Source organism: Mycobacterium scrofulaceum (assembly GCF_001667885.1).
In the GTDB taxonomy this organism is placed as follows: Bacteria; Actinomycetota; Actinomycetes; order Mycobacteriales; family Mycobacteriaceae; genus Mycobacterium; species Mycobacterium scrofulaceum_C.
Window position 1 is genome coordinate 105,314 of sequence record NZ_LZJW01000102.1, and the last position, 22,735, is coordinate 128,048.

Consider the following 22,735-nt stretch of genomic DNA (forward strand, 5'->3'; position numbering starts at 1 on the left):
TGGTTCGGTGACGCTAGCGCGACCACGCCGGCGATTCGGCCGCCGCGCGCAACGCGTCGACGATGCGCTGCTCCTTCTCGGCGAACCGCTCGGTGGGCGCCGGCACGGAGATGGCAACCACGTTGTCACCCACGGTGCGGCGCGCGATGGCTGCCGCCGAGATCCCCGGGGTATGCTCGTCGCGGTCGAAAGCGATTCCGGTGCGCCGGATTTCGGCGACTTCGGCGCGGAGCCGGTCGGCGACCTCGGGGCCGAGGCGGGAAATGACCGACTCGGCGTCGGCGTCGTCCAGCGCCGCGAGGGCCGCCTTGCCGTTGGCCGTCGACTCGAGGGGAAACCGGACGCCGACCGCGGAGACCGCGCGCAGCCGATGCGACGATTCCAACTGGTCGACAAACCACATCCGCTGCCCCCGCAGCACCGACAGGTCGACGGTCTCGCCGTCGGTCGCGCGCGCCACGCGCTCGATCGTCGGGCGGAAAACCGCCGAGATGTGCGCCCCGTCGGAGTTGCCGAATCCCAGCAGACGATCACCAAGCGAAATGCGGCCCTGCGAGTCCACACTGGCCAACCCCACCTCGACCAGACCGACCAGTAACCGGCGGGCGGTTGATTTCGCCAGTCCGAGCCGGTCGCCGAGATCGACCAGGCGCAGCCGTCCGGGCTCGGCGGCGATCTCGTCCAGCGCGGCGGCCGCGCGGCGTAACACCTGGATGCCTTCGTCGCGACCAGTTGGTGAATTTTCCCCCGTGGACGGCATTCCTCCACTATAGTGTTCCGCATCTCGGATCACAAAGATCCGAATTGCGAATCAGAGGGAGGCCCTCGATGAGCGGGTTACCGGCCGGACGGCACTACTTCCGGGGTGATGACGGCTACGAGGCGGCCCGCCGCGGCACCGTCTGGCACCAGCGGGTGCCCGCGCGCCACCCCGAGGTGATCGTGCAGGCCGTCGACGCGGACGACATCGCCGCCGGGATCCGCTACGCCAAGGCCCACGGGCTCAAGGTCAGCATCGTTTCGGGCGGACACAGCTTCGCGGCCAGCCACCTGCGCGACGGCTCCGTGCTGCTCGACGTCAGCCGGCTCGACCACGCCGTCATCGACGCCGAGCAGCGCCTCGCCCGGGTTGGCCCGGGCAAGGGCGGCAGCCTGCTGATGGCCGACCTCGAGGCGCAGGGCCTGTTCTTTCCCGGCGGTCACTGCAGGGGCGTCTGTCTGGGTGGCTACCTGTTGCAGGGCGGGTACGGCTGGAACAGTCGCGTCTACGGCCCGGCCTGCGAGAGCGTCGTCGGCCTCGACGTCGTAACCGCCGAGGGCGAACAGATCCACTGCGACGCCAGCAACAACGCCGACCTCTACTGGGCCGCCCGGGGTGCCGGCCCCGGCTTCTTCGGTGTGGTCACGTCGTTCTACCTCAAGCTCTATCCGCGCCCCGGCGCCTGCGGCACCAGCGTCTACGTCTACCCGTTCGAGTTGGCCGACGAGGTTTTCACCTGGACCCGGGCGGTCAGCGCCGAAGTGGACCCGCGCGTCGAGCTGCAGGCGGTGGCCTCGCGCGGCGAACCGAACATGGGCATCGACACCCCGGTCATCTCGCTGGCGTCGCCCGCCTTCGCGGACTCCGACGAGGAGGCCGAAAAGGCCCTGGCCCTGTTCGGCACCTGCCCGGTCGCCGATCGGGCGCTCGTCAAGATTCCTTACCTGCCAACCGATTTGCCGAGCTGGTATGACGTGGCGATGAGCCACTACCTGTCCGATCACCATTACGCGGTCGACAACATGTGGACGTCGGCGCCCGCCGAAGACCTGCTGCCGGGCATCCGCACGATCCTGGACACGATGCCTCCGCATCCCGCCCACTTCCTCTGGCTGAACTGGGGCCCCTGCCCGCCGCGCCAGGACATGGCCTACAGCATCGAGGGCGACATCTACCTCGCGCTCTACGGTTCGTGGAAGGACCCGGCCGACGAGGCGAAGTATGCCGACTGGGCGCGCTCCAACATGGCCGCGATGTCCGAACACGCGATCGGCATTCAGCTGGCCGACGAAAACCTCGGCCAGCGTCCCGCGCGGTTCGCGAGCGACGCCGCCATGGCCAAGCTCGACCGCGTGCGCGCCGAATACGACCCCGACGGCTTGTTCAACAGCTGGATGGGTCGACTCTGATGGCCGGCGACCTCTATCTGGGTTACCGCGGAGACGACGCGAACACTCCGTTCGGCAAGTTCTTCACGCCCGAGATGGCCCCGCTGCCACGCCATGTCGTCGAGGCACTCGAGCACGGGCCGCAGGGCGCCATGGCGCTGCCGTCGTTCGACGATGCGGCGCGCGTCGCCGACGACGGCTACCAGCAGACCGAAAACGGGTACGGGGTCCTCGACGACGGGGGCTATCAGGTGTCGGTACGCACCGACATGCCCGAGGTCACCCCGGCGATGTGGTCCTGGTGGTTCGGCTGGCACGGCTGCGACACCCGTCGGTACAAGCTGTGGCATCCGCGCGCGCACCTGTGCGCCGCCTGGAAGGACGGCGACGATACCGGCCGCCGCGGGGCCCAGCGCTACATCGGCCGCTGGTCGTTGATCAGCGAGTACATCGGCTCGACAATGCTCAACGGCGCAATCCAATTCGTCGACCCATCGAGCATGGGCTGCCCGCCCGACGACGACCGTGCGGTGGCGATCTGTGCCCGGCTCGGATCCAGTGAGGCCCCCGTGGACGTCGGCTGGTTCATCCACCATGTCCGGTCCACCCCGGACGGGGCGGAGATGCGGTCGCGGTTCTGGATGGGCGGACGGCACATCGAGGTGCGCAACGTTCCCGGCGTCGCGTCGCGGGCGGTGCGCCCCATCGCCTCGCGGGTGCTCGGCAACGCCGAGGCCAGCGCGCGCAATTTGATGGTGCACTGCGCCCAGGAGATGAACCACCTGGCGGACTTTCTGCCGAGACTTCACGAAGCCTTCGGCGACGAGTAGGGGCGTGGGCGCGACTACGCGCGGGCGGCCGCCGACGGTTGCGGCTGACGAATCGGACTGGCGCCGTCCGCTTTTCGGGCCGTGCCCAGGTGCCCCGCCACCAGCACCAGCAGGCACCCGGCAAGCTGAAGGGGAGATGGGCGCTCGGCGAGCGCAACAGCGCCGAGTGCGACAGCACCCACCGGCGTCAGCAACAAGATGGCAGAACTGACGGCGCTGGGTAGCCGGCCCGAGCAGAAGGCCACGAGTAGCCAGCCGAATAATTGCCCGGTGATGGCGACCAAGACCAGCCAACCGATCGCCCGCCAACCCGGCCAGACCTGCAGGCCGTGCCACCACGGCCCGACGGCCACCGCAACGACCGCCGACGTCGCGAGCACGACGGTGTAGGTCTGCATGGGTTTACCGGCTTGCCCGCCGCGCCGCAGCAGAAAGAGAAAGCCGGAGTAGCACAGTGCTGCCCCCACGGCGTGCACCGTCCCGCGACCCGGATCGCTACCCGAAATTCCGTGTTCGACCATGCCGCCGGCAAGGAGAACGCCGACCAGGAGCACCGGCAGCGTCAGCGCGAATCGGCGCGAGATCGGCTCACGATCGATGAGCCGACTCAACAGCGGGACGACGGCAACCTGCGCGTTGACCAGAACGGTCGACAACCCCGCTCCCACCTCTCCGATGGCCTGAGTCCACATCAACATGTCGCCGGCGAATAAGGCGCCACAGAACGCGGCCGACAACAGGCCGCCGCTTGACATGCCGCCATGGCGCCGACATTCGCGGATCGCGAGGGCCAAAACCACAGGTAGAGCGATGAGGCAGCGTGCGGCCGTGGCGGTGGCCGGCGTGGTGGCGGCGACCTTGAGCAGCACCGCGGACGCCGACACGGACAGGGCGCCCGTCGCCAACCCGACCCGATCTAGCGAGCGTGCGGAAACGGTTCTCATGTCCCGGTGGGTACCCAACTGCCTAATGGGTAAATCGCTCATTATCCATTAGGGTAGGTGTCATGCTGCGTTCGGAAGCGGCCGATCTCGACCTGCGCGGGGGCCATCCCGCAGTCGATTTGGTCAACACGGTGGCGTGGCGGGGCGACGCCCATCGCCGCACGGAGTACCTGGCGGACTATTCCGACCTGGTGGCGTGGGCACAGCACGCCGGGATCTTGTCGCTTCGCGAGGCGAGCACCCTGTCCGGGGGCATTGGCCGGGACGCGGCCGCCGCCGCACGAACGCTGCAGCGGACGAAGCAACTCCGGGAGGCGCTGCACCGGATGTGGACCGGGTCCGGGTCGGCCCGTGACGCCGAGAAGGTTGCCGACGCCTACCGATCAGCCCTGCGGGCCAGGCGCCTGGTCATCGATCGGGACGCGGCCGGATGGCAGGAGTTCGCGCTGACGGTGCAAACGCCGCTGCATCGGCTGGCCGTCGAGGCGGTGGCCTTCCTGACCGGCGGCCCGGCGTCGCGCGTCAAGCGGTGCGGTGACGACGACTGTGGCTGGTTGTTTCTGGACACCAGCCACCGCCAGAATCGCCGCTGGTGCAGCACGGCCGACTGCGGCAACCGGGCGCGCGTTCGCAGGTTCTACGAGCGCACCCGGGACAACGCAGGTCGTTAAGCGGGGGGAAGTTGGCGCGGGCCTTCGGGGGAGTCCAACTCGGCTGGCCCGTCGCGCTTGGTGAGTTCCCGTTCGTCGCTTCGGTGCGCCTTCCCCAGCGCCGATGCGTGACGGCCCGCACCGCCGAGCCGCGGGCGAGCGGACCGGCCGACGTCGTCTCGGACCGAATCGATGAAACCCCGTGCGGGGGAGGGGGATTCACCGGAGGTAGCGGGCCGCCCGGGACGTTCGCCGGCCTCGGAGCTTTCCGAGTCGACCGTGACTCGGTGGGTGCGTCGCAGCGCGAAGGTGATCTCCTCGACCTCTTCGAAGACCTGGCGCGCCGTGCGCAGCGGTGTGGTCGTGGTGTCGATCACCCGCCCCACAAACGGGGGCACCAGCGGACGAATCCACCGCGCGGCGGCCTTGGTGACGTCCGGAATCGACGGGATGAGCGGCGTGCCGCGTTCTTCGGGCGCCGCCACGTCGCGCTGGACGGGCGCGGGCAGGTTCTCCACGTCGGCGGTCGGCACCGGGGCGGGCAGGGCGACAATCGCCCGGCTGGCCGCCTCGGCTTCCGCGGCGATGGGCAGAAAGATGTCTTCGTCGGCCGGCTCGATGGGGCGTTGCGACGACGCCCGCACTGGCGGATCGACGGCGTCCGCGATTCGGCGGCGTTGCTGCTCCCGGTCGATCTCGGTCTGCGCCTCGATGGCCAGCCGGGCCTGAGTGAGTTGGTGCTCGGCCCACATGATTTCGGCCTCGCGGCGGACCTCGGCCCGCTTGATCGCGATCGCGGTGTCGGCCTCGAGCTCCGCGCGTTCGCGCTCCGCGCGCGCCGCGGCACGCCGGTCCTGTGGGGTCTCGCCGCGCCACCGCCTCAGGATCAGGGGTAACAGGTAGAGCAGCACGCAGAACGCGACCGTCAGCAGCCGCAACGTCAGTGCGCCGGCGTCGGTAGCGGTCAGGTCGTTCATCGCGACCCAGCGGGCGCCCAGGCCGCGGTCGGCGCCCGCGACCACGCCGCGGCGCGCCTCGTCGAGGGCCTGCTGCTCGCGGGAGATCGTGGCGTCCAGCTCGGGGGCCTGGCGATCGCGGGCCGCGAGTGCGTTGTCCAACTCATGCTGGGCGTCCGCCAGAAGCTCGTTCGCCGTTCGTGTTTCGGGCCCGGCACCGGGAACTCCGGTGATGCGGGTCTGCGGGCAGGCGGGGGTGGGATGGTATTCGCAGCGGGCGACCACCAGTGCCCGATCCTGCTCCTGGTGGGCGCCGTCGACGGCGCTGTCGAGCGCGGCCCGCGCATCCCTGGTTTGTTGCAGGGTCGCCGACGCCTGCGCGACGGCCGGCGCCGAGCCGGCGCCGCGCAGGGCGCGCTCGTCGAGGCGATGGTCGATCGAACCGGACAGCAGCACGAGTGCTGCCAGTTCGCCGACGACGACCCCGAGTGCGGCCCCGACCGCTACGCGTCCGGCCACGCCGGCCCAGCCGCGGGGAGAACCTGACGTGGCGGCGCGGGCAACCGCGGCGACCAAAAGGCCGAAGACCACCGTCACCGGCAATACGGACGGGAGTGATCCGTGGCCCGCCTCGCTGACCGCCACGGTCGCGACGAGCCAGGCCAGCACCGCTCCGAACAACACCACCGCGCCGGCGCCGGTCTCAGCGGCGTGCGTGGACCGCTCGTGAGGCTCGCCCGGTTCGCGCCATTGCCCGCCGCCCAGCCACGTGAGCAGGCCGCCAGGCCACAGCGCCGAGCGTTTCCGGGTAACTTCCTGGGCGCACATCGAAAACACCTCCCAAGCCAACAAGCCTCCCAGGCGACCGCCCGTCGGATCGAATCGAAGCCCCCCGCGTGTGGCGTGCTTCACAATGCGGCGGCCGCCCGGCCGATCCCGCCGGGGAGCCGTGGCGGTCGCGGATTTCTGCGACGCGTCCAGATCAGCGACGGTTCCGGCGGCCGACGTGAGACGGTATGAGCCTATGGAGACTCACGATTTTGTGACCTACGAGGAGTTCGGCCGCCGATTCTTCGAGGTCGCTGTCACTCCCGAGCGTGTCGCCGCCGCTTTCGCCGACATCGCCGGCAACGAGTTCGCCATGGAGCCCATCGCTCAGGGCCCCGGCGGGATCGCGAAGGTCAGCGCCAACGTCAAGATCCATGAGCCCAAGGTCACGCGCCGCCTGGGTGACAGCATCACGTTCATCATCCACATCCCGTTGTCGATCGACCTCCTGCTCGACCTCCGCCTCGACAAACAGCGGTTCGTCGTCTCCGGGGACATCGCACTGCGCGCCACGGCGCGCGCCGCCGAGCCGCTGTTGCTGATCGTCGACGTCGCCAAGCCCCGGCCCTCCGACATCACCGTCAACGTGTCATCGAAGTCGTTCCGCGGGGAGGTGCTGCGCATCCTCGCCGGGGTCGACGGCGAGATCCGCCGATTCGTCGCCCAATACGTCGCCGAGGAGATCGACTCGCCGCAGTCGCAAGCCGCGCAGATCATCGACGTCGCGCAGCAGTTGCAGGAGGCCTGGCCCTAGGGCCTGCGCTCGACGCATAGCCCCGCTCGTCCGGGGGTACTCAGTGCGTTGCGCGCTGGTCGCCTGTGCTGCCGTACCGGCGCGATCATCAGTTGTGGGAGGAGCGGGGATCTTGGCTCGTGTAGATGTCTCGGTGTCGTCGGAGGTGGACCCGGAGGCGGCCTGGAAGCTGGCGTCGGACCTAGGCCGATTCGACGAGTGGATGACGATTTTCGCCGGCTGGCGCGGACCCGTCCCCGACAAGATCGAGGAGGGCACGTGCGTTTCGTCGTGCGTGAAGGTCAAGGGGTTCCGCAACGTCATTCATTGGACGGTCACCCGCTACGACGAACCCAAAGCGATTGAGCTGCAAGGCCGCGGCCGAGGGGGGATCCGCCTCGGGGTGGCCATGACGGTCACGCCCAAGGATTCGGGAACCGACTTTCATCTCACGGCCGACCTGCGGGGTGGATTGCTCAGCGGGCCCATCGGCGGGTTGGTCGCCCGGGTGCTCCGCTCGGACGTGGAGAAGTCGGTGAAGAACCTGGCCGCGCTGCAATAGGCTGCAGGCGCTACCGCACCGCGTGGCCGATCGGCCACTCCCGTTCCGCCTGGCGAATCCGCCTGCGGTCCATGGCGAGCCAGTCCAGCCCGGCCCCGAACGCGAGCAGGGCGACGATCGCCGCGGCGACACCCGCGCCGGCGTGGCCGAGGGCGAACGTCGCCACGCACACGATGAAGGCCAGCGCTGCCGCACCGACGATGACGAGCCCGGGGGTGCGTTCGAGATCGGGTGCCGATTCACGGCGGCTGTTCGGAGCGGGGTCGGGGCTGTGGCTCATGGGGCGTCTCCTCTGGTCAATTCCTTTGGGCCGCTTAGGTGGTGCTACCCGGAAAGCCGTCGGGACAAACGACTGTGGCGTCGGCGCGACTACAGCGTCTGGTGCCGCCCGAAGTACTTGTGGTCCTCGCTGTAGCCGCCGTACCCGCTGCCGATGTCGCGGTAGTCGGCAACGAACTCGATGCCCTTGATCCACTTGACGAGTTTGAAGCCGTGCTGCAATTCGTTGCGCAGCCGCAACGGCCTGCCGTGCATGTAGGGAAGCGGTTGGTCGTTCATCTTGAACGCGAGCATGGTCATGTGGTGGTCCATTTGGCCGATGTGATGGGCGTTGTAGTAGATGCCGCCCGTCGCGCCGAGGCCCATAGAGTAGAACACCGCCCATTTGGCTTCGGGCAGCGGTTTGACGATGTCCATGATCGTCTTCATCTGCACGCCACCCCATTTGGCGACGCCCGACCAGGCTTGGATGCAGAAGTGCTGGCTGATCTGCTCGTGGTAGGGCAGCGCCATCAGGTCCTCGAGCGAGAATTCCATGGGGTGCTCGACGAGGCCGTAGACCTTGAGCCGCCAATCCCTGAAGTCGTTCTGTTCGAGTTCCTTGTACTCGACGGTCTCCGGCAGGCGACCGTTGCGCCAGTGGTGCGGCGAGATGTCCTTCTCGGTGAACGCGCCCGGCTTGGGATCGAGCTGCTCCAGCATGCGCTGGAACGGGCCCACCAGCGCATACCCCACCCGCTGGATCACCCGCGGATGACGAATGGTGAAGGGAGTGGCCCAAACCCACGCGATCGCCGTCAGCACCATGGCCGCGGCGAAGATGCCGAAGCCCACCCAGCTGTTGTCGTCGCGGGAGGCGAACATGTGGTTGAGGTTTCGCAGCGCGTTGGTCGTCAACACCATGGTGACGTGCACCAGGATGAAGAACAGGAAATACACCAGCACCACGAAATGCAACGACCGCGCGTGCTGAATGCTCAGCCGCTTGCTGAGCCAATGAACCCGCTGCGACAGCGCGGGCGACATTCCTAGCCCCGTGATCAGAGCCGCGGGCGCGGCGATGAAAACGGTGGTGAAGTAGGACAACAACTGCAGGCCGTTATAGGCGACCCACCCGTTGTCGGTCGGCCAATCCAGCGACAGATATTGGATGGCCACCGACGCCGCGTTGGGAAACACGTCCCAACTGGTCGGCACGATGTGGCGCCACTGTCCGGTAGCGAACAGGAGCACATAGAAGACCGCCCCGTTGACGAGCCACAGCACATCGATGCCGAGGTGCCACCACCGGGCCAGCCCGATCGAGTGCCGGAAGCCGGGCAGCCCCAATTGCGGTGGCAGGGCGACGGTGTCGGCGTTGGCGGTCCACAGCTCGTCGTCCGGCACCGGCGGGCCGACCCGCAGCCACTCGTCCTTACCCGGTGTGGCGTTGCGGCTGAAATAGAGCCGGGGATGGTCGCAGAGGATCTGGATCCCCGTCCTGATGATGAACATCATCATGAACAGGTTGAAGAAGTGCGTCCAACCGATCCACGCCGGTAGGCCGGGGGTGACGCCCGCGCTGTCCGTGCCGGAGTGACGCTGGATGAACGACTGCACGGCCGGCATGTTGTGCAGGCCTTTGCCCACGGCCACCCCCGCGATCAGTAAGGCAAAGCCGATGGGTATCAGCCAGAGCAAGTTGAACCACCGGTCGCGGCCGATGCGCAGCTTGGGGGCGGTGGCGCGGCGGGTGAGGTCGAAGCCGCCTCCGTAGGTTTCGACGTCGATGATGTCTTCGGCGGTGTGGATCTCGCTGCGGTAGTCCGGGGGAGATTCCAGCGGCGTGCCCACCGCCAGGGTCGACACGCCGCCGTGCGAGGCCGCCGGTTCCCCGGTGGCCGCGGCCGGATTAACGCCTGAGTCCCGTTGTTCGGTGTTGGTCACGCGGCCGAAATTACACGGATCGACTTGTAAAAACTGGACCCGATCAGGAAGAAAAGGCTCGTCCCGGGCGTGCAAACGACCTACTGCCGCCCACAACCCCTTCGACGAGGGCACAATCCGCGCCGCCGGCGCCGGTCATAGCCGCAATTGCCAAGCGAATCTGGAGTTTGCACCGCATGTTCGGTTCATGTGCGGTCACTGTGAGTTCGCGCAAAGTCTTCTGCAAGCCCGCTGGATCGGGTCGTGCCGCCAGAGCATGCGGGCCGAGCGGGTCTCAATGCGATTGATGGTCAGCGCGGGCGATTCCCGAGGCGGTCCGCCGGCACCAGGCACACGAAGCGCGGGGCTTGGCGGGTGAATTCGCATGCGGAACGTGTCAGCAAAGTGAATGGATTACCAAAACCTTGATTCGCCCGACGAATGCCGGGTTATTGTACGGCGGCCGGATGTCCGCGGGTACACCCCTCGATATCCGCAAATAGAAATTACAAACTAAGTTGGAGGATTGCATGACCCGGCGGTGGTTGTTTATGGCCCTCGTAGTTGCCACAGCAGTAATGACCGGCTGCTCAAGCAGCAAACCCGCAAGTTCGGGGTCGAGTCCGGCTGCCAGCAGCGGTTCGACCACGGCAGCTACTTCATCGACGACCACTGCGTCCAGCGATACCAGCGCTGCAAACGCTCCGGCGGCCGCGACCCTGGATTCGAGCCAATGCGTCGACGTCACCGGGGCGAATGTCGATCTGCTCGCCGCATCGGACAAAGACGCCGCACGTAAGGCCGCCGACACGCTGGAGCGGTACAACCCGCCGGCTTCCGTCAAAGACGCCATCGAACACTTCGTCACCACGGGTGGCGCACACTTCGACGACCCGGATTACACGAAAAACAACAAGACCGTCGACGGTTGGGTCAAGCAGGTCTGCCCCAGTTAACCGACAGCAATAAACCCCGCTAGGCCGGGTCGCGCGGCCGCAATCGCCGCGCGGCCCGGGTTTCAATGGCGTTGATCGTCAACACCCGGCGGCTGATGCGCCACCGGTCGGTCCGCTGGTATTCGTCGTCGTAGCGCAGATGCCAAACCACGTCGACAAGTTCGTCGCCGCGCTGGTCCCAGTGGTGCGCGATGCACGCGACGCGCCCCCGCGCGGCGCCCGGCCCCCCGGCGTCATAGACCTCGCCGACGATGGCGTGCTCGGTGCGGAGGACCGCCGCGACGGCGGCGACCGCGGTGGCGATGGCGTCCCGGCCGCGGTGCGCGTGGATCGGTTGCAGCGCCTTTGGCGGTTCGGGCACCTCCAGCACGGCGTCGTCGGCGAAAAGCGCGGCAACGGCGTCGAATTGGCGCTCGTCCACCTGGGCCGCGTACCGGTGAACCAGGTCGCTCAGGGCGGATCGGTCGTCGACGGACAGGGTCATCGCGTCACGCGATCAGCGAGAGGCGTTGCGCGCAGCCCGACAACATGTCCTTGGCCTGTTCGATGTCGGCGGTCGGTGGCATGGCCAGCACCAGCCGGTCGGCGCCCTGATCGGCGAGGGCGCCCGCCCGCGCGGCGTCGATCTTGTTCACCGCGTGGCCCAGCGAGATTTCCAGGGACGCCGGATCGCGTCCGGCCGACGCCGCCTCGTCGCGCATCACGTCGATCAGCGACGCCAGCTCGGGACCGGTGACACCGAGGGGCTGGAAGCCGTCACCGATGCGGCCGGCGCGGCGGGCCGCCGCGCGGCTGTGCCCGCCGATGTGGATCGGAAGGCGTTCCCGTGCAATGGGTTTGGGATAACACATGACATCGTCGAAGTCGAAGAACTCGCCGTGATGCGAGACGCCCTCCGGCTGCTCGGCCCACAACGCCCGCAGGACGGCCACCTGCTCGTCGGCTCGTCTGCCGCGGTTGTCGAAGTCGGCGCTGCACGCCTCGAGCTCCTCCTTGAGCCACCCGACGCCGACGCACAGCCGCAGCCGCCCGCCCGACAACGCGTCCACGGTGGCGGCCCGCTTCGCGAGCACCACCGGATGGTGGTTGGGCAGCACCAGCACACCGGTGGCCAGCCCGAGGGTGGTGGTGTGACCGGCGAGGAAGGCCAGCAGATCGAGCGGGTCGGGAATGGGGCAGTCGGCCGCCAGCCCGACGCGGCCGGAGCTGTCGTACGGGTAGACGCTGTCATAGCGGGTGACGAGCACGGTGTGCTCGACGACCACGATCGACTCGAACCCGCACCGTTCCAGGTGACCGGCGAACGCCGCCATCCATTCCGGATCCGCGGTGACGCCGTCGGCAACCGGGGCCACGACTGAGACCTTCATGGCCTCAGAAGCTAACAGGCGCGCTCCGGATGGCCGAGGGCGCGATTGCACTGCACACGGCCTCGGCCAGGGTGGCCGTCCGGACATCGGTGAACACGTCCTCCAGCAGCATCGGGCGGCCGTCGGGCCCGGTCAGCGGCACCCGCCAGTTGGGGTACTCGTCGACGGTGCCCGGTTGGTTCTGGGTCCGCCGATCGCCCACCGCGTCGGTCAGCGCCACGCCCACCAGCCGCGACGGGGTCCGCCCGAGATACCGGTACAGCGCAAGGACGACGCTTTCCTCGTCGTCGGCGTCGTCGAGCAGCCCCACCCGCCGCAACTCGGCCAGCCACGCGGCGAGCTCGGCCCGATCGGCGGCGAGCTCCTCCTCGGCGGGTCGGGTCAGCAGTCCAAGCGATTCGCGCAGCCGCACATGGTCGCCCGCCAGGTAGCCCGCGGTCGGCGGCAGATCATGGGTGGTCACCGACGACAGGCAGTACTCCCGCCAGCGCTCGGCGGGCAGGGGGCCGCCACTGCCGTCGCGGTCGAGCTCGAACCAGAGGATCGACGTGCCGAGCAACCCGCGCAGCAGCAGGTAGTCGCGCACCCACGGTTCGACGGTGCCGAGGTCCTCACCGACGACCAGCGCGCCGGCACGATGTGCTTCCAGCGCGACGATGCCGATCATCGCCTCGTGGTCGTAGCGCACGTAGGTGCCCTGGGTGGGCGGCGCGCCCTCCGGGATCCACCAGAGGCGGAACAACCCGATGATGTGGTCGATGCGCACGCCGCCGGCATGCCGCAGCACCGCACGGATCAACGCCCGAAAGGGCCGGTATTCCTCCGTGTCCAGCCGATCCGGTCGCCACGGCGGCTGGGACCAGTCCTGGCCGAGTTGGTTGAACTCGTCCGGCGGTGCGCCGGCGGTGACGCCCAGCGCCAGCACATCCTGCAGCGCCCACGCGTCGGCACCGTTGGGATGCACACCGACCGCCAGGTCGTGCATCACGCCCAGCGCCATGCCGGCCCGGACCGCCCGCGACTGGGCCGAGGCGAGTTGCTCGTCGAGTTGCCACTGCAGCCACCGATGGAAATCGACCGCCTCCGAATGCTTTTCGGCGAAAGCGCCGACACCGGCCGCCCGGGGATGCTGGAGCTTCTCCGGCCAGCAATGCCAGTCGGCCCCGTATTTCTCGGCGAGCGCGCACCAGGTCGCGAAATCGTCGAGCGGGGTTCCCTCGCGCGCCCGGAAGGCCTCGTAGGACAGTTCGCGGCCCGCCGACCGCGGCACCCGATGCAGCAGCTCGAGCGCGGCGCGCTTGGCCGCCCACGCGCCGTCGCGATCGATCGCGTCCAGGCGGGCGGCCCGCTGTTGCACATCGGAGCGCAGCCGGCGCACCCGGCTGCGCTTGGGCAGCTCGGCGAACTCGGGGATCGCCTCGACATCGAGGTAGATGGGGTTGACGAAGCGCCGCGAGGTCGGCAGGTAGGGCGAGGGCTCCATGGGCGCCGTCGGCGCGGCCGCATGTAGCGGATTCACCAGCACGTGGTCGGCACCGTGGCGCGTCGCCGACCACACCGCCAGGTCGGTCAGATCCGTCAGATCGCCGACCCCCCACGACCGGCGGGACCGCACGCTGTAGAGCTGGGCGGCCAGCCCCCAGCCACGCCGAGCGCCGAGCCGCTCCGGCAGCCCGAGCCAATCCGGCGTCATGATCAGCGCGGTGCTGGTCTCACCGTCGCCCGAACGCAGGTGCACCCGGTGGTAGCCCAGCGGCAGGTCGGCCGGCAGCACGAAGCTGGCCTCGCCCACCCACCGCCCGTCCAGATCGAACGGCGGGGTGAAATTGTCCACCTGCTGGATCCCGTCACGCACAGTGCCGTCTTCCAGCTGCAACCAGACCTCGGCCGGATCGCCGTGGGTCACGTGGACCCAGAACCGGACCTGCTCGCCGGTCCGGCCGACGATGGTCGCCGGCAGCCGCCGCGCCCAATGCGACCGCAGCGTCGCGGTCAGGGCCACGTTGCGCTCCTGCTCGGTGCGGGCCGCCACGCCGAGCGCGGCCAACACGGCGACCAACGTGGTCTCGGAGACCAGCACCCGCCGCCCGGTCCAGTCCTGATACTCGGTCGCGATGCCGTACCTCCTGGCAAGTTCGACCAGCGACGGCGCGAGCTCACTCATACCGCTTATCTTGGTGCCAGAAATCGCCGGCCGACCAATCGGGGAGAGGCACCAACGGGCCCGCGGACGCCACGGCCCGTTCTAATACCGGCCGACGCCGGCCCCGTGCCGTTCGCTCAGGGCGCACGCTCGACAGGACGAGCGGGCCATTCGCCACTACGATGCCTTGAGAGACATGAGGAGTCCGGGCGGGAATCGGCGGGGAAGCAGAAAAGTGCCAGCTCAACGGCGCCTGGCACGTCGCGCGCGCCGGCGGCCCCGGCGCACTGCCGACGACCGGACACCCGCAGACGAACAGATGCAGCAGCGAACGCCATCGTCGCCGCGTGGCGAGGCTCGTACCGGTGCCTTACGGTTATCGATGTAATTCGCGCAGCGAAATTTTCAGGGACAATATCCAGGCGTTCTAGCAGACCGGATGGTGAATTAAGTGGCGGAAGAGAGTCGCGGGCAACGCGGGTCGGGGTATGGCCTCGGGTTGTCGACGCGAACCCAGGTGACCGGCTACCAGTTCCTCGCTCGCCGCACCGCAATGGCGCTCACCCGCTGGCGTGTCCGCATGGAAGTCGAGCCGGGGCGGCGTCAGACGCTGGCCGTGGTGGCTTCGGTCTCGGCGGCGCTGGTGATCTGCCTGGGCGCGCTGCTGTACTCCTTCCTGAGCCCGGCGGGCCAGGTCGGGGATTCGCCGATCATCGCCGACCGCGACTCCGGCGCCCTCTATGTCCGCGTGGGCGACCGGCTGTACCCGGCGCTGAACCTGGCGTCGGCGCGCCTGATCACCGGCCGCCCCGATAACCCGCACCTGGTGAAGTCCAACCAGATCGCCAGCCTGCCGCGCGGCCCGATGGTGGGCATCCCGGGCGCGCCGTCGAACTTCCACACCACCAGCCCGGCCACGTCGTCGTGGCTGGTGTGCGACACCGTCTCCACCTCGACCGGCGTCAGTGCGCCGTCCGGGGTGACGGTGACCGTCATCGACGGGAACCCGGACCTCAGCAACCACCGGCGCGTGCTGAACGGCTCCGATGCGGTCGTGCTGAACTACGGCGGAGACGCGTGGGTGATCCGGGAGGGACGCCGGTCGCGGATCGACGCCACCAACCGATCGGTGCTGTTGCCGCTGGGCCTGACGCCCGAGCAGGTCGGCCAGGCCAAACCCATGAGCCGCGCCCTGTTCGACGCGTTGCCGGTGGGCCCGGAACTGACCGTGCCGCAGATCCCGAACGCGGGCGCCGGCGCATCGTTCCCGAACGCGCCCGGCCCGATCGGCACGGTGATCGTCACCCCGCAAATCAGTGGGCCGCAACAATATTCACTGGTGTTGGCCGATGGCGTGCAGACCCTGCCGCCGTTGGTGGCCCAGATTCTGCAGAACGCCGGGCCCGGCAACACCAAACCGGTGACCGTCGAGCCGTCCGCCCTGGCGAAGATGCCCGTGGTCAACAAGCTGGACCTGTCCTCCTACCCGGACGCCCCGCTCAACGTCTCGGACATCCGCGAGAACCCCTCGACCTGCTGGTGGTGGCAGAAGACCTCCGGTGAAAACCGCGCCCGCATCCAGGTCGTGTCCGGCCCGACCATTCCGGTGGCGGCCAAGGACGAGAACAAGGTGGTCTCGCTGGTCAAGGCCGACACGACGGGCCGCGTCGCCGACCAGGTCTTCTTCGGGCCCGACTACGGAAACTTCGTGGCCGTCACCGGCAACGACCCGGGCGCCAAGACGACGGAATCGCTGTGGTGGGTGACCGACGCCGGCGCCCGGTTCGGGGTCGACGACACGCGCGACGTGCGTGAGGCGTTGGGCCTGAAGACCAAACCGAGCCTGGCGCCGTGGGTGGCGCTGCGGCTGCTCCCGCAGGGCCCGACCTTGTCGCGCGCGGACGCGCTGGTGGAGCACGACACCCTACCGATGGATATGTCCCCAGGAGAATTGGCGGTACCTAAGTGAAACGCGGGTTTGCACGGCCGACACCGGAGAAGCCTCCGGTCATCAAGCCGGAGAACATCGTCCTTCCGACGCCCCTGAGCATTCCGCCGCCCGAGGGCAAGCCCGTGTGGCTGATCATCGTCGGCGTCCTGGTGATCGGCCTGCTGATCGGCATGGTCGCCATGGTCTTCGGCAGCGGCTCGCGCGTGTTCGGCGGCGCCGGCGCGATCTTCCCGATCTTCATGATCGGTGGCGTCGCGATGATGATGTTCGGCGGCCGGTTCGGCGGCCAGCAGCAGATGAGCCGGCCGAAGCTGGACGCGATGCGCGCCCAGTTCATGCTGATGCTGGACATGCTGCGCGAGACCGCCCACGAGTCGGCCGACAGCATGGACGCCAACTACCGGTGGTACCACCCGGCGCCTACCACGCTGGCCGCCGCGGTCGGCAGCTCACGCATGTGGGAGCGCAAGCCCGACGGCAAGGACCTCAACTTCGGTGTGGTCCGGGTCGGCGTCGGCATGACGCGTCCCGAGGTGACCTGGGGTGAGCCCCAGAACATGCCGACCGACATCGAGCTCGAGCCGGTGACCGGTAAGGCGCTGCAGGAATTCGGCCGCTACCAGAGCGTCGTCTACAACCTGCCCAAGATGATCTCGCTGCTCGTCGAACCCTGGTACGCGCTCAACGGGGACCGCGAGCAGGTGCTGGGACTGATGCGGGCGATCATCTGCCAGCTGGCGTTCTCGCACGGCCCCGACCACGTGCAGATGGTGGTCGTCACCTCGGACCTGGACGAGTGGGACTGGGTCAAGTGGCTCCCGCACTTCGGCGACCCGCGGCGCCAGGACGCCGCCGGCAACGCGCGGATGGTCTACAGCTCGGTGCGCGAGTTCGCCGCCGAGCAATCCGAATTGTTCGCCGGGCGTGGCTCTTTCACGCCCCGGCACGCCAGCTCGTCGGCGCAGACCCCGACGCCCCACACGGTGATCGTCGCGGACGTCGTCGACCCCCAGTGGGAGTTCGTGATCAGCGCCGAAGGCATCGACGGGGTGACGTTCTTCGACCTGACCGGCTCCTCGATGTGGACCTCGGTTCCCGAGCGCACCCTGCGGTTCGACGACAAGGGCATCATCGAGGCGCTGCCCCGCGACCGCGACACCTGGATGGTGATCGACGAGAAGCCGTGGTTCTTCGCGCTGACCGACCACATCAGCGTCGCGGAGGCCGAGGAATTCGCCCAGGCGCTGGCTCGCTGGCGCCTCGCCGAGGCCTACGAGGAGATCGGCCAGCGGGTGGCCCACATCGGTGCCCGGGACATCATGGCCTACTACGGAATCGACGACCCGGGCCACATCGATTTCCAGGCGCTCTGGGGCGCCCGCACCGACACCATGGGCCGGTCGCGACTGCGGGCGCCGTTCGGTAATCGCTCCGACAACGGCGAACTGCTGTTCCTGGACATGAAGTCCCTGGACGAGGGCGGTGACGGTCCGCACGGCGTCATGTCCGGAACGACCGGTTCGGGTAAATCGACGCTGGTGCGGACGGTGATCGAATCGCTGATGCTCAGCCACCCGCCGGAGGAGCTGCAGTTCGTGCTGGCGGACCTCAAGGGTGGGTCGGCGGTCAAGCCGTTCGCCGGGGTCCCGCACGTGTCGCGCATCATCACCGACCTGGAAGAGGACCAGGCGCTGATGGAGCGCTTCCTGGACGCCCTGTGGGGCGAGATCGCCCGCCGCAAGGCCATTTGCGACAGCGCCGGCGTCGACGACGCCAAGGAGTACAACTCGGTCCGCCTCCGGATGCAGGCACGCGGCCAGGACCTGGCGCCGCTGCCGATGCTCGTGGTGGTCATCGACGAGTTCTACGAATGGTTCCGCATCATGCCGACGGCGGTCGACGTGCTCGACTCGATCGGCCGGCAGGGCCGCGCTTACTGGATCCACCTGATGATGGCGTCGCAGACCATCGAAAGCCGCGCCGAAAAGCTCATGGAGAACATGGGTTACCGGCTGGTGCTGAAAGCGCGCACCGCCGGTGCGGCGCAGGCGGCCGGCGTGCCGAACGCGGTCAACCTGCCGGCGCAGGCGGGTCTGGGCTACTTCCGCCGCAGCCTGGAGGACATCGTCCGGTTCCAGGCCGAGTTCCTGTGGCGGGACTACTTCCCCCGCGGGCTCACCGATGACGGCGACGAGGCGCCGGCGCTGGTGCACAGCATCGACTACGTTCGCCCGCAGCTGTTCACCAACTCGTTCACCCCGCTCGAGGTCAGCGTGGGCGGCCCGGAGCTCACCCCGGCCGCCATCACCAACGGCGAGGCGCTCGAGGCCGATGGGGCGGCCGACGACGACGTCGAGGGCATCCGGGTGCCGAAGGTCGGCACGGTCATCATCGACCAGCTGCGCAAGATCGACTTCGAGCCGTACCGGTTGTGGCAGCCGCCGCTGAACCAGCCCGTTCCCATCGACGAGCTGGTCGACCGATTCCTCGGCCACCCGTGGCAGGAGGATTACGGCACCGCACGCGACCTGGTGTTCCCGATCGGGATCATCGACCGGCCGTTCAAGCACGACCAGCCGCCGTGGACGGTCGACACCTCGGGGCCGGGCGCCAATGTCCTGATCCTGGGCGCCGGCGGTTCGGGCAAGACGACGGCACTGCAGACGCTGATCTGCTCCGCGGCGCTGACCCACACGCCCGAGCAGGTCCAGTTCTACTGCCTGGCCTACAGCAGCACCGCGTTGACCACGGTCGCCCGGCTGCCGCACGTGGGTGAGGTGGCCGGCCCGACCGATCCGTACGGCGTGCGCCGGACGGTGGCCGAGCTGCTGGCGCTGGTGCGTCAGCGCAAGAGCACGTTCCTCGAGTACGGCATCGCCTCCATGGAGGTCTTCCGCCGGCGCAAGTTCGGCGGCGAGCCGGGCCCGGTCCCCAACGACGGGTTCGGCGACGTCTACCTGGTGGTGGACAACTACCGGGCGCTGGCCGAAGAGAACGAGGTGCTGATCGAGCAGGTGAACCTGATCATCAACCAGGGCCCGTCGTTCGGGGTCCACGTGGTGGTCACGGCCGACCGCGAATCGGAGTTGCGGCCGCCGGTGCGCAGCGGGTTCGGCTCCCGGGTCGAGCTGCGGCTCGCCGCGGTGGAGGACGCCAAACTGGTGCGGTCTCGGTTCGCCAAGGACGTTCCGGTCAAGCCGGGCCGCGGCATGGTCGCGGTCAACTACGTCCGCCTCGATTCCGACCCGCAGGCCGGCCTGCACACGCTGGTGGCCCGCCCCGCGCTCGCCACCACACCGGACTACGTGTTCGAGTCCGACAGCGTCATCGACGCGGTGAGCCGCCTCACGAGCAGCCAGGCCCCGCCGGTCCGCCGCCTCCCGGCGCGGTTCGACGTGGAGCAGCTGCGGGAGCTGGCCGCACGGGACACCCGGCAGGGCGTCGGCGCGGGCGGAATCGCTTGGGCGATCTCCGAATTGGACCTGTCGCCGGTGTACCTCAACTTCGCCGAGAACGCGCACCTGATGGTGACGGGTCGACGCGAATGTGGGCGTACCACCACGCTGGCCACGATCATGTCCGAGATCGGCCGGCTGTACGCGCCGGGAGCCAGCAGCGCGCCGACGCCGCCGCCCGGCCAGCCGTCGGCACAGGTCTGGCTGGTGGACCCGCGGCGTCAGCTGCTGACCACCCTGGGTCCGGACTATGTCGAGAAGTTCGCGTACAACCTCGACGGCGTACAGGCGATGATGGGCGAGTTGGCGGCGGTCCTGGCCGGACGCGAGCCGCCGCCGGGCCTGTCCGCCGAGGAGTTGTTGTCGCGGTCGTGGTGGAGCGGTCCGGAGATCTTCCTGATCGTCGACGACATCCAGCAGCTGCCGGCCGGTTTCGACTCGCCGCTGCACAAGGCCGCCCCGTGGGTGACCAGGGCCGCCGACGTCGGTTTGCACGTGCTCGTCACGCGCACCTTCGGTGGTTGGTCCTCGGCGGGCAGCGACCCGATGTTGCGAGCGCTGGCCCAGGCGAACGCGCCGTTGCTGGTCATGGACGCCGACCCGGACGAGGGCTTCATCCGCGGCAAGATGAAGGGTGGTCCGCTGCCCCGCGGTCGAGGCCTGCTGATGGCCGAGGACACCGGTGTGTTCGTCCAGGTCGCGGCGACGGAGTTGCGCAAGTAAGACGGATACCGCTGCGCTGGGGTTGGCCGAGTCAGCCCCAGCGCAGCGGTAATTCTTTGAGCGCGAAGCTCTTCGAGGGGTAGTTGATCGCGGGGACGTAGTCCGCCGGCACGTCGAAGTCGGGGATCTGCTTGAGCCATTCTCCGACGATGACGGTCAGCTCGATCCGCGCCAGGTGAGAGCCAAGGCAGCGGTGCGGCCCTCCGCCGAACCCCCAGTGCCGGTGGACCTTTCCATCCATCACGAGCTCGTTGACGGACGTGGCATCGCTCTCGTCGCGGTTGACCGCGGCCATGCACAACCGCACCGACGTGCCGGGCGGCAGCGTCATGCCGCCGATTTCGACGAATTGCGTGGTGATCCGGGGCGCCACCGGCGCCGAGGGTTCCAGCCGGACGATCTCTTCGATGAAAACGCGGATCTGCCTTGGGTTCTCGCGAAGCAAAGCGCGCAGCTCTGGCCGGCGCGCCAACTCGAACAGACAGAATCCGATCGCCGCGGTCACCGTGTCCAGGCCCGCCAGGATCAGCAGGTGGCTCATGCCCAGCAATTCCAGATCGGTGAAGTCACCGTCACTGGCCATGACTCGCGACAGCATGTCGGAACCGGGGTTTTGGCGGCGTTGCTGGATCGCATCGGCCAGATATTCCAACAGCTGCCGGCTGTTCTCGATGTCGGCCTGGGTGACGTAGGGCTTGTCGCTGACGACGGAGTCCTTCCATTCGATCAGGCGGTCGCGGTCCTCGATCGGCAGGCCGTAAAGATCCATGAAGACCTGGAACGGGTACAGGTGCGCAAAGTCCGCCATCACTTCGCATTTGCCTTGGCCCGCAAGGGCGGCGATCATTTCGGCGGCGTGCCGCTCCAGCACGGGGCGGGATGTGCTCAGACCGAGCGGGCTGAAGAAGGGCTGCAGCACCTTCCGGTAGCGGGTGTGCTGAGGAGGGTCGAACGCCAGCGGCAGCACGGGCAGCGGGTGACCGGGCGGCTGCAGGATCGTCGACGAGAACACCTTGGGGTTGCGCAGCGCGGCCAGCACATCCTCACGGCGGGTGATGTAGTAGTGGCCGTTCATGAACACCACCGGTCCGGCGTCGCGCAACGTCTTCCACCCGACACCCCGGTCCTCGGCCATCGGTAACTTCTCGAAATCGAGGCGCGGTAGGTGGAACGTGCCTTGCTGGCCTTGGCCAGGAGTGCTCATGGGCTCTCCGCTTGTCTATCTTGATCTGCTCACCGCTGCGGCGGGGACTTCGTCGGCACCGTTTCCAGCTGGCACACCAATATCGCATGTGTCGCAATGGGACACGAATCCGATCGCTTGCCGATTCGGTGGTTTCCGGTCAACGGCTGCATGCAGCGGCGATCTTCTACACTTTAGCCAGCGACGAACCGCTCCTCGATTCGTCAGCGCGACTTGCAATTCTGCGAAGCCCGGTAGGGAGGGAACCTCATGAGGGTTCGTCTCGAACAAGCCAAATGCGTGGGTCACGCCCAGTGCTACGCCGTCGACCCCGACTTGTTCCCGATAGACGAATCCGGCTATTCGATCCTTGAGGAGCATGAGGTGCGGCCCGAGGACGAGCAGCTGACCCGGGACGGCGTCGCTTCGTGCCCCGAAATGGCGCTGATCCTCGAAGAGGACTGACCGGCGCGGCGTGGCATGCGGGCGGCGTTGACAACGATTTGAAAGCAAACCCCGGATGAACAAACAGTTGCCACAAGTGAACTGTGGTCGACGGGGAATGAACAGTGGCTGGCCTGGAATGAACAGTTGGCGTCGCGTGTCGGCGTGCCCCTGATAACGAACTAATCTCATTCACGAGCGACAGTTCGGTAATACCGCGGACTGTCGCTCGGTTGCTGACAGCACGGGATCAATCGAGGCTAAAGGTGCACGTTGTTCCTGACCGGGTGTCCGAGAAGCGTGGCGGCAAGCCACATTTGGGCGTCAGGCACGGGATCGACAGGATGCGCCGGACAGCCCGCCGACTGGGGTGGCGGACCGGGAGGTCCGAGTCGGTGATTCCGGGCGGGCAGCGACTTACGGGTGGCGAATGCTTACGAAGCCGTGACCACGGCCACCACTGATCCGATGCGACCGCCGGGATCGCCAGCGATCCCGGCCAACTGAGGAGAACAGGTGTTTGACTTCGGGGCGTTACCGCCGGAGATCAATTCCGGTCGGATGTATGCGGGTCCGGGTTCGGGTTCGTTGATGGCGGCGTCGGCGGCGTGGGATGAGATTGCTGCTGAGGTGGCTGCGGCGGCGAGTGGGTATAGCTCGGTGATTGCTGAGTTG

The 22,735-nt window shown here is 68.2% G+C and carries 19 protein-coding genes; 10 read left to right on the top strand and 9 right to left on the bottom strand.

All coding sequences use genetic code 11. The features are described from left to right. Positions 1–13: 13 nt before the first annotated feature. Positions 14–760 (bottom strand): IclR family transcriptional regulator, encoded by a 747-nt coding sequence (locus A5681_RS16300; RefSeq protein WP_067276799.1) that lies wholly within the window; start codon positions 758–760, stop codon positions 14–16. Between the two features lie 68 nt (positions 761–828). Between A5681_RS16300 and A5681_RS16305 the strand changes: the two genes are divergently transcribed. Both A5681_RS16305 and A5681_RS16310 read left to right on the top strand, forming a co-directional pair. Continuing rightward, the gene (locus A5681_RS16305) at positions 829–2,169 is read left to right on the top strand and encodes an FAD-binding oxidoreductase (RefSeq protein ID WP_067276802.1); all 1,341 of its coding nucleotides are present in this window, start codon (positions 829–831) and stop codon (positions 2,167–2,169) included. Beyond that, positions 2,169–2,978 carry a DAPG hydrolase family protein gene (locus tag A5681_RS16310; protein ID WP_067276805.1) on the top strand — a complete coding sequence of 270 codons (810 nt, stop codon included), beginning with the start codon at positions 2,169–2,171 and terminating at the stop codon, positions 2,976–2,978. The genes A5681_RS16305 and A5681_RS16310 overlap by 1 nt, the downstream gene beginning before the upstream one ends. A gap of 14 nt (positions 2,979–2,992) precedes the next feature. On the opposite strand, the gene A5681_RS16315 is transcribed toward A5681_RS16310, so the two are convergent. Beyond that, positions 2,993–3,922: a DMT family transporter gene (locus A5681_RS16315; protein ID WP_082968385.1), complete on the bottom strand. Its 930-nt coding sequence runs from the start codon at positions 3,920–3,922 to the stop codon at positions 2,993–2,995. A 62-nt stretch (positions 3,923–3,984) separates the two neighbouring features. On the opposite strand from A5681_RS16315, the gene A5681_RS16320 reads away from it, so the two are divergent. Beyond that, positions 3,985–4,593 (top strand): CGNR zinc finger domain-containing protein, encoded by a 609-nt coding sequence (locus A5681_RS16320; RefSeq protein WP_067276812.1) that lies wholly within the window; start codon positions 3,985–3,987, stop codon positions 4,591–4,593. Here A5681_RS16320 and A5681_RS16325 read toward each other — a convergent pair. Beyond that, positions 4,590–6,356, bottom strand: a complete 1,767-nt coding sequence (locus A5681_RS16325) for a DUF4407 domain-containing protein (protein WP_067276913.1) — start codon at positions 6,354–6,356, stop codon at positions 4,590–4,592. The two genes, A5681_RS16320 and A5681_RS16325, sit on opposite strands and share 4 nt — an antisense overlap. 196 nt (positions 6,357–6,552) lie before the next feature. Here A5681_RS16325 and A5681_RS16330 point away from each other — a divergent pair, with 196 nt between their 5' ends. Continuing rightward, the gene (locus tag A5681_RS16330; protein WP_067276816.1) at positions 6,553–7,110 is read left to right on the top strand and encodes a hypothetical protein; all 558 of its coding nucleotides are present in this window, start codon (positions 6,553–6,555) and stop codon (positions 7,108–7,110) included. Between the two features lie 112 nt (positions 7,111–7,222). Next, positions 7,223–7,651, top strand: coding sequence for an SRPBCC family protein (locus A5681_RS16335; RefSeq protein WP_067276916.1), 429 nt, complete (start codon positions 7,223–7,225; stop codon positions 7,649–7,651). Between the two features lie 10 nt (positions 7,652–7,661). Here the strand turns inward: A5681_RS16335 and A5681_RS16340 are convergent, their stop codons facing one another. Together A5681_RS16340 and A5681_RS16345 are read right to left on the bottom strand one after the other, a co-directional pair. Continuing rightward, positions 7,662–7,931 (bottom strand): hypothetical protein, encoded by a 270-nt coding sequence (locus A5681_RS16340; protein ID WP_067276820.1) that lies wholly within the window; start codon positions 7,929–7,931, stop codon positions 7,662–7,664. Positions 7,932–8,020: 89 nt separating this feature from the next. Next, positions 8,021–9,763 carry a molybdopterin-dependent oxidoreductase gene (locus A5681_RS16345; protein ID WP_067276920.1) on the bottom strand — a complete coding sequence of 581 codons (1,743 nt, stop codon included), beginning with the start codon at positions 9,761–9,763 and terminating at the stop codon, positions 8,021–8,023. Positions 9,764–10,365: 602 nt separating this feature from the next. Between A5681_RS16345 and A5681_RS16350 the strand changes: the two genes are divergently transcribed. Beyond that, the gene (locus tag A5681_RS16350) at positions 10,366–10,791 is read left to right on the top strand and encodes a hypothetical protein (protein WP_156738006.1); all 426 of its coding nucleotides are present in this window, start codon (positions 10,366–10,368) and stop codon (positions 10,789–10,791) included. 19 nt (positions 10,792–10,810) lie between these two features. On the opposite strand, the gene A5681_RS16355 is transcribed toward A5681_RS16350, so the two are convergent. From A5681_RS16355 to malQ, 3 genes are read right to left on the bottom strand one after another with little or no spacing between them, the layout of a single operon-like run. Then, entirely contained in the window at positions 10,811–11,275 is a 465-nt protein-coding gene (locus A5681_RS16355) for a nuclear transport factor 2 family protein (protein ID WP_067276827.1), read from the bottom strand. A 4-nt stretch (positions 11,276–11,279) separates the two neighbouring features. Continuing rightward, complete coding sequence (locus A5681_RS16360; protein WP_067276831.1) at positions 11,280–12,161, bottom strand: LLM class F420-dependent oxidoreductase; 882 nt, start codon at positions 12,159–12,161, stop codon at positions 11,280–11,282. A gap of 4 nt (positions 12,162–12,165) precedes the next feature. Next, the gene (gene malQ / locus A5681_RS16365) at positions 12,166–14,325 is read right to left on the bottom strand and encodes a 4-alpha-glucanotransferase (RefSeq protein ID WP_067276834.1); all 2,160 of its coding nucleotides are present in this window, start codon (positions 14,323–14,325) and stop codon (positions 12,166–12,168) included. Between the two features lie 430 nt (positions 14,326–14,755). On the opposite strand from malQ, the gene eccB reads away from it, so the two are divergent. Then, positions 14,756–16,273, top strand: a complete 1,518-nt coding sequence (gene eccB, locus A5681_RS16370; RefSeq protein WP_067276835.1) for a type VII secretion protein EccB — start codon at positions 14,756–14,758, stop codon at positions 16,271–16,273. Next, the gene (eccCa, locus tag A5681_RS16375; protein ID WP_067276839.1) at positions 16,270–20,433 is read left to right on the top strand and encodes a type VII secretion protein EccCa; all 4,164 of its coding nucleotides are present in this window, start codon (positions 16,270–16,272) and stop codon (positions 20,431–20,433) included. The genes eccB and eccCa overlap by 4 nt, the downstream gene beginning before the upstream one ends. A gap of 31 nt (positions 20,434–20,464) precedes the next feature. On the opposite strand, the gene A5681_RS16380 is transcribed toward eccCa, so the two are convergent. After that, positions 20,465–21,637 carry a cytochrome P450 gene (locus tag A5681_RS16380; RefSeq protein WP_067276841.1) on the bottom strand — a complete coding sequence of 391 codons (1,173 nt, stop codon included), beginning with the start codon at positions 21,635–21,637 and terminating at the stop codon, positions 20,465–20,467. A gap of 249 nt (positions 21,638–21,886) precedes the next feature. Between A5681_RS16380 and A5681_RS16385 the strand changes: the two genes are divergently transcribed. Continuing rightward, the gene (locus A5681_RS16385) at positions 21,887–22,081 is read left to right on the top strand and encodes a ferredoxin (RefSeq protein ID WP_067276845.1); all 195 of its coding nucleotides are present in this window, start codon (positions 21,887–21,889) and stop codon (positions 22,079–22,081) included. Positions 22,082–22,576: 495 nt separating this feature from the next. Further along, a partial coding sequence (locus A5681_RS26605; RefSeq protein WP_156738007.1) for a PPE domain-containing protein occupies positions 22,577–22,735 on the top strand: 159 nt, incomplete at its 3' end.

What these genes read in the sequence shown, in the direction of transcription:
- A5681_RS16300 (WP_067276799.1), bottom strand. Translation starts at nt 760, where the DNA reads ATGCCGTCCACGGGGGAAAATTCACCAACTGGTCGCGACGAAGGCATC.
- A5681_RS16305 (WP_067276802.1), top strand. Translation starts at nt 829, where the DNA reads ATGAGCGGGTTACCGGCCGGACGGCACTACTTCCGGGGTGATGACGGC.
- A5681_RS16310 (WP_067276805.1), top strand. Translation starts at nt 2,169, where the DNA reads ATGGCCGGCGACCTCTATCTGGGTTACCGCGGAGACGACGCGAACACT.
- A5681_RS16315 (WP_082968385.1), bottom strand. Translation starts at nt 3,922, where the DNA reads ATGAGAACCGTTTCCGCACGCTCGCTAGATCGGGTCGGGTTGGCGACG.
- A5681_RS16320 (WP_067276812.1), top strand. Translation starts at nt 3,985, where the DNA reads ATGCTGCGTTCGGAAGCGGCCGATCTCGACCTGCGCGGGGGCCATCCC.
- A5681_RS16325 (WP_067276913.1), bottom strand. Translation starts at nt 6,356, where the DNA reads ATGTGCGCCCAGGAAGTTACCCGGAAACGCTCGGCGCTGTGGCCTGGC.
- A5681_RS16330 (WP_067276816.1), top strand. Translation starts at nt 6,553, where the DNA reads ATGGAGACTCACGATTTTGTGACCTACGAGGAGTTCGGCCGCCGATTC.
- A5681_RS16340 (WP_067276820.1), bottom strand. Translation starts at nt 7,931, where the DNA reads ATGAGCCACAGCCCCGACCCCGCTCCGAACAGCCGCCGTGAATCGGCA.
- A5681_RS16350 (WP_156738006.1), top strand. Translation starts at nt 10,366, where the DNA reads ATGACCCGGCGGTGGTTGTTTATGGCCCTCGTAGTTGCCACAGCAGTA.
- A5681_RS16355 (WP_067276827.1), bottom strand. Translation starts at nt 11,275, where the DNA reads ATGACCCTGTCCGTCGACGACCGATCCGCCCTGAGCGACCTGGTTCAC.
- A5681_RS16360 (WP_067276831.1), bottom strand. Translation starts at nt 12,161, where the DNA reads ATGAAGGTCTCAGTCGTGGCCCCGGTTGCCGACGGCGTCACCGCGGAT.
- malQ (WP_067276834.1), bottom strand. Translation starts at nt 14,325, where the DNA reads ATGAGTGAGCTCGCGCCGTCGCTGGTCGAACTTGCCAGGAGGTACGGC.
- A5681_RS16380 (WP_067276841.1), bottom strand. Translation starts at nt 21,637, where the DNA reads ATGAGCACTCCTGGCCAAGGCCAGCAAGGCACGTTCCACCTACCGCGC.
- A5681_RS16385 (WP_067276845.1), top strand. Translation starts at nt 21,887, where the DNA reads ATGAGGGTTCGTCTCGAACAAGCCAAATGCGTGGGTCACGCCCAGTGC.